Here is a 10824-nt window from a genome sequence, read left to right as displayed (position 1 = left end):
ATCAGGTGGCTGCGCCCGCCTCACTCTCCAGTAGCATGAACAACCTGTACAGCACCACGGTGCTGAACAGCTGCAGGAAGCCGCTGAGGCTGTCCAGCGCCAGTTGCACGCCGGCCTGCGGCTCGGGGAACAGCTGCAGCAGCAGGCCGTCGATCAGCCACAGCGGCGCCAGCACCGAGAGCATGCACACCATGATGCGCAGGAAGTGCCCGGTGGTCATGCGCGCGCTGGTGCGCATCGCCTCGATCACCGGCAGGCCGCGCAGCACCAGCAGGTACTCGGCGAACACCAGGTTCACCATGATCCACACGCCGGGGAAGATGAACAGCGCCAGGCCCGCCATGATCAGCAGCGAGCTGATCACGATCAGCAGGGCCAACATCGGCCACAGCTGCAGGGCGCGGGCGAACAGGTCGCGCTTGGCGATGGCCTGGCCATTGCTGCGGGTGTCGAGGTAGAGGATCAGCGCGGCGCTGTACAGCGGATAGAACAGCAGGCTGACCAGCATGCCGTAGGCCGGCGAGGCCTGTTCGCCCAGCTGGTTGTAGAGCAGCTGGGTGCCGAGGGCCTCGAGTACCACCAACGGCAGGCACAGCTGGAGGATGCCCGTCAGGTGACGGCGGAAGAAGTACAGGGAGTCGCGCAGAACGCTCAACGGATTCATCGGTCAACATCGCATGGCGGAAAAAGCAGGGCGTAACTTTAGCCCAGACCGCCCGCTTGCTGAAAAAAGTTTCATGGCCAGCGCAATTGAATCGCCGCGCCCGGCCCCCCATCTTTGACGCTGTCCGATGCCCTGTTCAGCGCACGAGGTTGCCCCGATGAACACTGAAGAACAAACCCTGATCGATGGCCTGTTCGGCCGTCTAAAGCAAGCCGAAGACCCGGCCCAGCCGCGCGATGCCCAGGCCCAGGCACGCATCGAGGAGCACCTGCGCCAGCAGCCGGCGGCGCCTTACTACATGGCTCAGGCGATCCTGGTGCAGGAAGCGGCGATCAAGCGCCTGGACGAGCAGAACAAGCAGCTCGAGGCCGAGCTCAAGCAAGCGCGGGCGCAACTGGAGGCAAGCCGCCCCAGTGGCAGCGGCGGCGGTTTTCTTTCCAGCATCTTCGGTGCAGGAGCGCGCAACCCGGAGCTGCAGCGGCCGGTTGCTCCGGCTTCGACTTCCACAGGGGGCTGGCGTGAGCCGGCGCCGCAGGCTTATACCCCGCCACCACCACAACAGGGTTTCGGTGCGGCGCCTACTCCGGCGCGCAGCGGTGCCAGCAGCTTCCTCGGCGGGGCAATGCAGACTGCTGCGGGGGTGGCTGGTGGTGTGCTGCTGGCTCAAGGTATCAGCAGCCTGTTCAACCACAACTCGCAGCCTGAAGAAATCGTCGAGGTGATCAAGGAAGAGCCGGCGCCGGCCAGCGACGCTGGCGGCTGGAACGATCAGGACAGTCAGCGCCAGGTGGCCGACAACGGTGGCTGGGGCAATGACCAGGGCGGGTTCGCCGATACCGACTACAGCGGCGGCGATGATGGCGGCTTCTTCTCGGACGACGACTACGTCTGAGGGCTCTGGCATACTGCAGCGTCTGATCGCGGGGCAAGCTCGCTCCTGTCGAAGCGTGGGAGCGGGATTGCCCCGCGATTGCCTGCCACTGCCAGAGAGAGGCTCCCGGTGAAGAAAATCGCGCTGTTCGCCGATGTACAGAACCTCTACTACACGGTTCGCCAAGGCCATGGCTGCCATTTCAACTACGCCGCGCTGTGGGCCGACGTTAGCCGCGAGGGCCAGATCGTCGAAGCGGTGGCCTATGCCATCGACCGCGGCGACAGCAAGCAGCAACAGTTCCAGCAGATCCTGCGCAACCTCGGTTTCGAGGTGCGCCTAAAGCCGTTCATCCAACGTGCCGACGGTTCGGCCAAGGGTGACTGGGACGTGGGCATCACCCTCGATGTGATCGAGGCGGCGGCACGGGTTGACCAGGTAGTGCTGGCCTCCGGCGACGGTGATTTCGACCTGTTGCTGGAGCGGGCAATACAACGCCATGGCGTGGAAACCGTCGTGTACGGCGTGCCGGGGTTGACGGCGTTGTCGGTAATCCGCGCCGCAAGCCGCTACGTGCCGATCGAGGGCAGGCTGCTGCTGCGTCACTGACCCCACGCTCAGGTTTTTTTGCCATTGCCCCCCAGATGCCCCAGCGGCACCCTTCGCGCCACCGCGCTGGACAGGATGATCGAGGTCTTGGTGAAGCCCAGCTGCGACACGCGGTTGATCAGCGCCTCCAACTCGCCCATGGACGTGACGGCCGCTTGCATGATCACGCACGGGTCACCGGTCACCCGGTGGCACTCGGTAAGTTCAGGGATCTTCTCCAAGGCCTCGTAGGCCTGCTGGTTGCCATGGCTGGCCAGGCGCAGTTCCATCACGCACTGGATCGGCAGGCCGATTTTTTCCAGGTCGACCTTGGCCGTGTAGCCGCTGATAACACCGCTGGCCTCCAGCTTGGCCACCCGCTCGGCCACCGCCGGGGCGGAGAGATTGACTTGGCGCGCCAGCTGCGCGTAGGTGGCCCGGCCGTTTTCCAGCAGCGCGGCGAGAAGCATGCGATCGTACTTGTCCATGGCGATTCCAGGTGACCTTGCAATCGACGGTGAAGCGTCTGCATAACCGTGCATTGCAAAGTGTTTCGGTATTTTAAACGTGTTTTGTAACTTAAGTTTGCGCGAGGGCCTTTCTAAACTAATCCACCCGTAAACGGATTTCGAGCCCTGCCATGTCCACCGCCCGCCGCTTCCCGCTGTTGCTCATCGGAGCCTTCCTTGCCTTGTACCTGGTGTGGGGCTCGACCTACCTGTTCATTCGTATCGGCGTGGAGTCCTGGCCGCCGATGCTGATGGCCGGCGTGCGTTTCGTGATTGCCGGCAGCCTGCTGTATGGCTTCCTGCGCTGGCGCGGCGCGCCAGCGCCGACCTGGCCGCAGTGGCGCGCGGCCGGCGCCATCGGCTTTCTCCTGCTCAGTTGCGGCAACGGTGGTGTGACCCTGGCCGAGCATGCCGGGGTCGCCTCGGGCGTGGCGGCGCTGGCGGTAGCCACGGTGCCGCTGTTCACCCTGGTGTTCGGGCTGTTCTTCGGCCATCGCAACTCGCGCCTGGAATGGGCGGGGATCGCCCTTGGACTCGTCGGCATCGGCATGCTCAACCTGGGCTCGAACCTGCAGGCCAGCCCCATGGGCGCGGCGCTGATCCTTTTCGCCGCGGCGGCCTGGGCCTTCGGCTCGGTGTGGAGCAAGAGCCTGCCGCTACCCCAGGGCGCCATGGCCAGTGCCGCGGAAATGCTCGTGGGCGGCGCCGCCTTGCTGATCGGCAGCGCCGTGAGCGGCGAGCGGCTGACCCAGATGCCCACGGCCGCTGGTTGGGGGGCGCTGGCCTATCTGGTGTTCTTCGGCTCGATCCTGGCGTTCAGTTCCTACATGTATCTGCTCAAGCACGTGCGCCCGGCAGCGGCCACCAGCTACGCCTACGTCAACCCGGCGGTGGCGGTGCTGTTGGGGATCGTTTTCGCCGGCGAGCAGATCGGCGCCGAGGAGTGCGTGGCCATGGCGGTGATCATTGGCGCGGTGGTGCTGATTGGCCTGCCGCAATGGCGCAAGGCGCCGCAGCAGCCGGTGCCGCTGAAAGGCGAAATGTGCAAGTAGGGCAGGGCGTTGCGGTAAACTTGCCGCCTTCGCTGAACCCCCTGACGGTATTGCCATGAATTTCGCCCAACTCGGCCTGATCGAACCGCTGCTGCGCACCTTGCAGACGCTGGACTACACCACGCCCACCCCGGTCCAGGCCAAGGCCATCCCCGCCGTGCTCGCCGGTCGCGACCTGATGGCCGCCGCCCAGACCGGCACCGGCAAGACCGCCGGCTTCGCCCTGCCGGTGCTGCAGCGCCTGGCCCTGGAAGGGGAGAAGGTCGCCAGCAACTCGATCCGTGCGCTGGTGCTGGTGCCGACCCGCGAGCTGGCCGAGCAGGTGCACAACAACGTGCGCGAGTACGCCGAGAACCTGCCGCTGAGCACCTACGCGGTGTATGGCGGGGTCAGCATCAACCCGCAGATGATGCGCCTGCGTCGTGGTGTCGACCTGTTGGTGGCGACCCCAGGCCGCTTGCTCGACCTCTTCCGCCAAAACGCGGTGAAGTTCAACCAGGTGCAGACCCTGGTGCTCGACGAAGCCGACCGCATGCTCGACCTGGGTTTTGCCGAAGAACTGCAGTCGGTGTACGCGGCGTTGCCGCGCAAGCGCCAGACGCTGCTGTTCTCCGCCACCTTCTCCGAGCAGATCCGTCTGCTCGCGGGCCTGGCGCTGAACGATCCGCTGAGCATCGAAGTGAGCCCGCGCAACGCCGCCGCGAGCACGGTCAAGCAGTGGCTGGTGCCTGTGGATAAAAAGCGCAAGGCCGACCTGTTCATCCACCTGATGCGCAAGCAGCGCTGGAAGCAGGTGCTGGTATTCGCCAAGACTCGCAACGGTGTCGATCAACTGGTCGAGCGCCTGTTGGCCGAGGGGGTGAATGCCGATGGCATCCACGGCGACCGTCCGCAGGCCACTCGCCAGCGCGCCCTGGACAGCTTCAAGGCCCGTGAGATCCAGGTATTGGTGGCCACCGATGTGGCCGCTCGCGGCCTGGACATCGACGACTTGCCGCTGGTGGTCAACCTCGACCTGCCAATCGTCGCCGAAGACTACGTGCACCGCATCGGCCGTACCGGCCGCGCAGGGAACAAGGGCGAGGCGATTTCGCTGGTGTGTGCCGACGAGGTGCAATTGCTGGCCGCGATCGAGACCCTGATCCGCCAGGTGTTGCCACGGCACGAGGAGCCGGATTTCATCCCCGATCACCGGGTGCCGGTGACCGATGCCAGTGGCCAGGTGCTGAAGAAACCGAAGAAGCCCAAGAAGCCGAAGGAGAACAGCGCCAAGCGAGGCCTGGGGCGCTGGATGGACAGCGAGGGAGCGGGGGCTGCTGCGCCGGCGGTCAAGGCGGTGCGCAAGGTACCGGCGTTCGGTGGCAAGCCGCGCAAGCCCAAGCCTTGAGATCCTCGGGGCTGCCTAGCAGCCCCGGCATTCTTCAGGTCAGGCGCGTCAGCCAATCAGCTGCCGCATTTCCCGCCCGCAACCCACTAGCGAAGCACGCCGTTAGCAGGTACCCACCCGTCGGCGCTTCCCAATCCAGCATCTCCCCCGCGCAGAACACCCCGGGCAGGTTGCGCACCATCAGTCCGTCGTCCAACCCTTCGAACCGCACCCCGCCGGCACTGCTGATCGCCTCGTCCAGCGGCCGGGTCCGCACCAGCACGATCGGCAGCGCCTTGATCGCCGCTGCCAGGCACGCGGGGTCGGCAAAGGTCGCCTGGTCGGTCAGTTCGCGCAGCAACGCCGCTTTCACCCCGTCGATGCCCAGCTGACCGTGCAGATGCTTGGCCATCGAGCGCGATCCACGCGGCCTGGCCAGGGCCTGGGCAATCTTGTCCACAGGCCGGTCCGGCAGCAGGTCCAGCAGCAGGGTCGCCCGACCGTCGCGGTTGATCGCCTCGCGCAGCGCCGCCGACCAGGCATACACCAGGCTGCCTTCCACTCCCTGGGCGGTGAGGATGAACTCGCCCTTTCGCGGCGTGGCGCCAGGGACGCTCAAGGCAATGTTCTTCAGCGGGTCACCGGCGAACTTGTCTTTGAGCAGCGTGCTCCAGCCTGCGACTTCGAAGCCGCAGTTGCTTGCCTGCAGTGTGGAGATATCCACACCTCGTTCAGTCAGCAGCGGCACCCAGGCGCCGTCCGAACCCAGGCGCGCCCAACTACCGCCACCCAGCGCCAGTACCACGGCGTCTGCCTGCACTTGTCGTTCGCCCTGTGGATAACTGATCCGCAAGGCACCAGCGTCGGTCCAGCCCAGCCAACGGTGGCGGGTGTGGATAACCACCCCGGCCTCGCGCAGGCGCTTGAGCCAGGCCCGCAGCAGCGGCGCGGCCTTCATGTCGCGGGGAAATACGCGGCCCGAGGTGCCGACGAAGGTTTCGATGCCCAGGCCGTGAATCCACTGACGCAGGGCATCGGCGTCGAAGTCGCGCAGCAGCGTGTCGATCTCGCCGTGGCGTTTACCGTAGCGGCCGACGAAGGCCGGGTAGGGCTCGGAATGGGTGATGTTCATGCCGCCGACACCGGCCAACAGGAACTTGCGCCCCACCGACGGCATCGCGTCGAAGACTTCCACCGCCATCCCGCGTCGTGCCAGGGTCTCGGCGGCCATCAGGCCGGCGGGGCCGCCACCGATCACGGCGACAAGGGGGCGAGAGGCAGGGCGAGGATCGTTCATGGCGGGCGACGGGCTGTGGAAAAGGCCGCATATTCTACCTCAGCGGACTTGTCACGACACTGCTCAAAAAATGATCAGCTCTTTGCAGCTCAGGCGGTTAAAGGGCTGGAGCACCTTTCTCGCAGGTTATCCACAGGCGGTTCCACAGTCATTGTGAACAACCGAGCACCCGCGCCGCGCTGTGGTGGAGGATGCCATGGCGCCGTGCCAGGGCTTGGCGGTCCTTGCTGTAGCCGCCACCGATCACCCCTACCACCGGGATGTCGCGGCCCAGGCACTGGCGCAGCACATGCTCGTCGCGGGCAGCGAGGCCTGCGTCGGTCAGTTGCAGGTAGCCCAGGGCGTCGTCCTTGTGCACATCGACGCCAGCGTCATACAGCACAAGGTCTGGCTGGTACAACGGCAGCAGGTAGTTCAGCGCATCCTCGACCACCTTGAGGTAGGCACTGTCATGCATGCCGCGGGGCAGGGGGATGTCCCAGTCGCTCTGGGCCTTGCGCGCGGGGAAGTTCTGCTCGCAGTGCAGCGACACGGTGATCGCCTCCGGCGTGTCGTGGAGAATGCGCGCGGTGCCGTCGCCCTGGTGCACATCGCAGTCGAATATCAGCACCCGGTGTACGCGTCCGGCCTCCAGCAGGTAGCGGCTGATCACCGCCAGGTCGTTGAAGATGCAGAAGCCGGCCGGGTGGTCGTAGTGGGCGTGATGGGTGCCGCCGGCCAAGTGGCAGGCGATGCCATGTTGCAGCGCTTGCTCGGCGGCCAACAGCGAACCGCCCACGGCGCGCACGGTGCGCCTGGCCAAGGCTTCGCTCCAGGGCAGGCCCAGGCGGCGCTGGTCCTCCCGGGACAGTTCGCCGTTCATGTAGCGCTCGATATAGGCACGGTCATGGGCCAGGGCGAGGATGTCGTTGGGGCAGATTTCAGGGCGCAGCAGGGCGGCGTCGGTAGTCAGGCCGCTGTCTACCAGGTGATCGCGCAGCAGGCGGAACTTGTCCATCGGGAAGCGATGGTCCGGCGGGAACTCGGGGCTGTAGTCGTCGTGGTAGATCAGCGGCAGAAGAGGCATGTCAGTTTCAGGTTGAGGGCAAGTGTCGATCTTGCCTGTTTTGCGGTGATCATGCTCGCCCATTGAAAAGGGGCTTCTGGACGCTGGCAACAAGTCCTACGCTGTACACTGCCAGACCGTGATTTCGGAGCCGCGCCGATGACCCCCATCCTCGAACTGGAAAGCCCGCGCCTGATGCTGCGCCAATGGCAGGACGACGACCTGCGCGAGTTCGCCGCCTTGTGCGCCGACCCACAGGTGATGCGTTACTTCCCCGCACCGATGACCCGGGTCGAGGCCGCCGCACTGATCGGCCGCGTGCGCGGTCATTTCAACGAGTACGGCTTCGGCCTGTGGGCATTGGAGCGCAAGGACAGCGGTGCTTTCATCGGCATGACCGGGCTGCTCAACGTCAACTTCGACGCGCCCTTCGCCCCGGCGGTGGAGATCGGCTGGCGCCTGGCCCGCCGGCACTGGGGGCTGGGTTTCGCCAGCGAGGCGGCCTGGGCTTGCCTGCGCTGTGCCTTCGCCCAGTTGCATCTGGAAGAGGTGGTGTCGTTCACCACCGAGGGCAATCTGCCGTCGCAGAAGGTGATGCAAGCCATCGGCATGGTTCAGGACCTCGAGGGCAGCTTCGAGCACCCGCGCCTGCCGCCGAACGATCCGCTGCGCCCTCATGTGCTGTACCGCATCGACCGCGCCCGTTGGCAACAGAACCTGCGCGGCTGAATAGCTCGCCATTCGTACGACGGGACCAACGGCAAAACCCTGTATCATTCGCCGGCATAAACGCGCCGTATTGCCTTGCCAGGAGAACCCCATGAGCCACGTACTCGACGATCTGGTCGACTTGCTGAGCCTCGAGTCCATCGAGGAGAACCTGTTCCGCGGACGCAGCCAGGACCTGGGCTTCCGCCAACTGTACGGTGGCCAGGTGCTCGGTCAGTCGTTGTCGGCGGCCAGCCAGACGGTCGAGGATGCGCGCCATGTGCATTCGCTGCATGGCTACTTCCTGCGCCCGGGTGATGCCAGCATGCCGGTGGTCTACTCAGTGGATCGTGTCCGTGACGGCGGCAGTTTCAGCACCCGGCGGGTCACGGCGATCCAGAAGGGCCAGCCGATCTTCACCTGCAGCGCCTCGTTCCAGTACGACGAAGAAGGCTTCGAGCACCAGGCATCGATGCCCGATGTGGTCGGCCCGGAGAACCTGCCCAGCGAGGTCGAGCTGGCCAGCGCCATGGCTGACAAGCTTCCCGAGCGCATCCGCGAGAAGGTGCTGTGCGCCAAGCCCATCGAGATCCGTCCGGTCACCGAGCGCGACCCGTTCAATCCCAAGCCCGGCGACCCGGTCAAGTACGCCTGGTTCCGTGCCGATGGCAACCTCCCGGATATTCCGGCGCTGCACAAGTACCTGCTGGCGTACGCCTCGGACTTCGGCCTGCTCACCACATCCTTGCTGCCCCATGGCAAGTCGGTGTGGCAGAAGGACATGCAGATCGCCAGCCTCGACCACTCGCTATGGTTCCACCGTGACCTGCGCGCCGACGACTGGCTGCTATACGCCACCGACAGCCCCTGGGCCGGCAATGCCCGTGGCTTCTGCCGGGGCAGCATCTTCAACCGCGCCGGGCAACTGGTGGCCTCGTCGACCCAGGAAGGCCTGATCCGCCATCGCAAGGACTGGGCATGAGCCTGGGCGACATTCGCCACTGGGTGTTCGACATGGACGGCACCTTGACGGTTGCCGTGCATGACTTCGCGGCCATCCGCGAAGCGCTCGAAATCCCGTCCGAGCACGACATACTCACCCACCTGGCAGCCTTGCCGGCAGCGGAGGCGGCAGCCAAGCATGCCTGGCTGCTGGAGCATGAGCGCGACCTGGCAATCGCCTCCAAGGCCGCCGACGGCGCCGTGGAGCTGGTGCGCGAACTGGCCCGACGCGATTGCCGGCTGGCCATTCTCACGCGCAATGCCCGCGAGCTTGCCCACGTGACCCTCGAGGCCATCGGCCTGGCTGACTGCTTCCCGGTCGAACATATCCTCGGTCGCGACGAGGCGGCCCCCAAGCCCAGCCCGGACGGGTTGTTGCAGATCGCCCGGGCCTGGGGTGTGAGCCCCGGTGAAATGGTGATGGTCGGTGACTACCGCTTCGACCTCGACTGCGGCCGGGCCGCGGGCACCCGCACCGTGCTGGTCAACTTGCCGGACAATCCCTGGCCGCAGCTGGCTGACTGGCACGCGGCCGATTGCCGGGCGTTGAGGGCGTTGCTCCGCTGACGGCCCTGTCGCGGGGCAAGCCCGCTCCCACGTGCCTACCATCGTGGGAGCGGGCTTGCCCCGCGATCATCCAGACCTGTCTAAGCTGCACTGCACCTTTTCCCACGATGGAGAACCATCCCATGAGCACCAAGGCCCTCTACGTCCTGCCCGGCGGCGGCTACGACAAGGTCCAGGTCGGCACCTGCGAAACCGCCGCGCCCAAGGCCGGTGAGATCACCGTGCGCCTGCACGCCAGCTCCCTCAACTACCACGACTTCGCCGTGGTCAGTGGCATGTGGGGGCCGAGCGAGCGGCGCATCCCGATGGCCGACGGCGCCGGTGACGTGATCGCAGTTGGGGCCGGGGTCAGTGAGTTCCAGGTTGGCGATGCCGTGGTCAGTACGTTCTTCCCCGACTGGCTCGACGGCCAAGCCCAGGTCGAGGGCTTCGCCAGCGTGCCGGGGGATGGCATCGACGGCTACGCCCGCGAACAGGTGACCGCCCGGGCCACCTCCTTCACCCTTGCGCCCAAAGGCTACAGTCATGCCGAGTCGGCGACGCTGACCACTGCCGGCCTCACCGCCTGGCGCGCGTTGATGAGCGACGACCACCTCAAGCCCGGTGACAGCGTGCTGGTGCAGGGCACCGGTGGCGTGTCGATCTTTGCCCTGCAGTTCGCCAAGCTGGCCGGCGCCACGGTGATCGCCACCTCGTCCAGCGACGCCAAGCTCGAACGCCTCAAGGCACTGGGCGCGGATCACCTGATCAACTACAAGGCCACGCCAGCATGGGGCGAAAAGGTCCGTGAACTCACCGGCGGCCGTGGCGTGGACCATGTGATCGAAGTCGGCGGCCCGGCCACCCTGGAGCAGTCGATGATCGCTGCGCGCATCGGTGGCCACGTGTCGTTGATTGGCATCCTCACCGGCGTGGCCGGGCAGTTGCCGTTGGTGCAGGCGCTGGTGCGGCAGATCCGCCTGCAGGGCGTGCTGGTGGGCAGCCGCGCCCAGCAGCAGGCGATGGTCCGCGCCATCGACGCCAACGGCCTGCGGCCGGTGGTGGACAAGCATTTCGAACTGGAGCAGATGGTCGAGGCGTTCCGGTACCAGGAGAGCAACCGGCATTTCGGCAAGATCTGCCTGACCTGGTGAAGGTCTGTGCAAGCCCTGTGAG

Annotated in this window: 12 protein-coding genes; 8 read left to right on the top strand and 4 right to left on the bottom strand. The window is 65.9% G+C overall.

The genetic code is table 11. The features are described from left to right. Position 1 precedes the first annotated feature (1 nt). Positions 2-664, bottom strand: a complete 663-nt coding sequence (locus KHO27_RS18875; protein WP_110703165.1) for a YciC family protein — start codon at positions 662-664, stop codon at positions 2-4. A 157-nt stretch (positions 665-821) separates the two neighbouring features. Between KHO27_RS18875 and KHO27_RS18870 the strand changes: the two genes are divergently transcribed. Together KHO27_RS18870 and KHO27_RS18865 are read left to right on the top strand one after the other, a co-directional pair. Next, a complete protein-coding gene (locus KHO27_RS18870) occupies positions 822-1556 on the top strand; it encodes a DUF2076 domain-containing protein (RefSeq protein ID WP_214500629.1) in 735 nt (244 codons plus the stop codon). Positions 1557-1664: 108 nt separating this feature from the next. Then, complete coding sequence (locus KHO27_RS18865; protein ID WP_214500628.1) at positions 1665-2144, top strand: NYN domain-containing protein; 480 nt, start codon at positions 1665-1667, stop codon at positions 2142-2144. An 8-nt stretch (positions 2145-2152) separates the two neighbouring features. Here the strand turns inward: KHO27_RS18865 and KHO27_RS18860 are convergent, their stop codons facing one another. Continuing rightward, positions 2153-2611 (bottom strand): Lrp/AsnC family transcriptional regulator, encoded by a 459-nt coding sequence (locus KHO27_RS18860; protein WP_023631363.1) that lies wholly within the window; start codon positions 2609-2611, stop codon positions 2153-2155. Between the two features lie 152 nt (positions 2612-2763). On the opposite strand from KHO27_RS18860, the gene yedA reads away from it, so the two are divergent. Together yedA and rhlE1 are read left to right on the top strand one after the other, a co-directional pair. Further along, positions 2764-3684, top strand: coding sequence for a drug/metabolite exporter YedA (yedA, locus tag KHO27_RS18855; RefSeq protein ID WP_102684160.1), 921 nt, complete (start codon positions 2764-2766; stop codon positions 3682-3684). A 55-nt stretch (positions 3685-3739) separates the two neighbouring features. Beyond that, the gene (gene rhlE1, locus KHO27_RS18850; RefSeq protein WP_102684159.1) at positions 3740-5071 is read left to right on the top strand and encodes an RNA helicase RhlE1; all 1332 of its coding nucleotides are present in this window, start codon (positions 3740-3742) and stop codon (positions 5069-5071) included. Between the two features lie 34 nt (positions 5072-5105). Here the strand turns inward: rhlE1 and KHO27_RS18845 are convergent, their stop codons facing one another. Together KHO27_RS18845 and KHO27_RS18840 are read right to left on the bottom strand one after the other, a co-directional pair. Next, complete coding sequence (locus KHO27_RS18845) at positions 5106-6347, bottom strand: TIGR03862 family flavoprotein (protein ID WP_111533188.1); 1242 nt, start codon at positions 6345-6347, stop codon at positions 5106-5108. Between the two features lie 148 nt (positions 6348-6495). Next, the gene (locus KHO27_RS18840; protein WP_110703156.1) at positions 6496-7413 is read right to left on the bottom strand and encodes a histone deacetylase family protein; all 918 of its coding nucleotides are present in this window, start codon (positions 7411-7413) and stop codon (positions 6496-6498) included. Positions 7414-7551: 138 nt separating this feature from the next. Here KHO27_RS18840 and KHO27_RS18835 point away from each other — a divergent pair, with 138 nt between their 5' ends. From KHO27_RS18835 to KHO27_RS18820, 4 genes are all read left to right on the top strand, one after another. Beyond that, positions 7552-8121, top strand: a complete 570-nt coding sequence (locus KHO27_RS18835; RefSeq protein ID WP_214500627.1) for a GNAT family N-acetyltransferase — start codon at positions 7552-7554, stop codon at positions 8119-8121. Between the two features lie 91 nt (positions 8122-8212). After that, the gene (gene tesB / locus KHO27_RS18830; RefSeq protein ID WP_110703148.1) at positions 8213-9082 is read left to right on the top strand and encodes an acyl-CoA thioesterase II; all 870 of its coding nucleotides are present in this window, start codon (positions 8213-8215) and stop codon (positions 9080-9082) included. Then, positions 9079-9669: an HAD family hydrolase gene (locus KHO27_RS18825; protein WP_214500626.1), complete on the top strand. Its 591-nt coding sequence runs from the start codon at positions 9079-9081 to the stop codon at positions 9667-9669. The genes tesB and KHO27_RS18825 overlap by 4 nt, the downstream gene beginning before the upstream one ends. A gap of 122 nt (positions 9670-9791) precedes the next feature. Next, a complete protein-coding gene (locus KHO27_RS18820; protein ID WP_110703141.1) occupies positions 9792-10802 on the top strand; it encodes a zinc-dependent alcohol dehydrogenase family protein in 1011 nt (336 codons plus the stop codon). The last annotated feature ends 22 nt before the right edge of the window (positions 10803-10824 follow it).

This window comes from Pseudomonas sp. RC3H12 (assembly GCF_018596375.1).
Classification (GTDB): Bacteria; Pseudomonadota; Gammaproteobacteria; order Pseudomonadales; family Pseudomonadaceae; genus Aquipseudomonas.
The sequence above is the reverse complement of the archived record's forward strand: the minus strand, read 5'-3'. Positions and strand labels throughout refer to the sequence as shown.

Coding starts and splice junctions, on each gene's coding strand:
- KHO27_RS18835 (WP_214500627.1), top strand. CDS start 7,552: ATGACCCCCATCCTCGAACTGGAAAGCCCGCGCCTGATGCTGCGCCAA.
- KHO27_RS18870 (WP_214500629.1), top strand. CDS start 822: ATGAACACTGAAGAACAAACCCTGATCGATGGCCTGTTCGGCCGTCTA.
- KHO27_RS18820 (WP_110703141.1), top strand. CDS start 9,792: ATGAGCACCAAGGCCCTCTACGTCCTGCCCGGCGGCGGCTACGACAAG.
- KHO27_RS18875 (WP_110703165.1), bottom strand. CDS start 664: ATGAATCCGTTGAGCGTTCTGCGCGACTCCCTGTACTTCTTCCGCCGT.
- KHO27_RS18840 (WP_110703156.1), bottom strand. CDS start 7,413: ATGCCTCTTCTGCCGCTGATCTACCACGACGACTACAGCCCCGAGTTC.
- rhlE1 (WP_102684159.1), top strand. CDS start 3,740: ATGAATTTCGCCCAACTCGGCCTGATCGAACCGCTGCTGCGCACCTTG.
- yedA (WP_102684160.1), top strand. CDS start 2,764: ATGTCCACCGCCCGCCGCTTCCCGCTGTTGCTCATCGGAGCCTTCCTT.
- KHO27_RS18860 (WP_023631363.1), bottom strand. CDS start 2,611: ATGGACAAGTACGATCGCATGCTTCTCGCCGCGCTGCTGGAAAACGGC.
- KHO27_RS18825 (WP_214500626.1), top strand. CDS start 9,079: ATGAGCCTGGGCGACATTCGCCACTGGGTGTTCGACATGGACGGCACC.
- KHO27_RS18845 (WP_111533188.1), bottom strand. CDS start 6,347: ATGAACGATCCTCGCCCTGCCTCTCGCCCCCTTGTCGCCGTGATCGGT.
- tesB (WP_110703148.1), top strand. CDS start 8,213: ATGAGCCACGTACTCGACGATCTGGTCGACTTGCTGAGCCTCGAGTCC.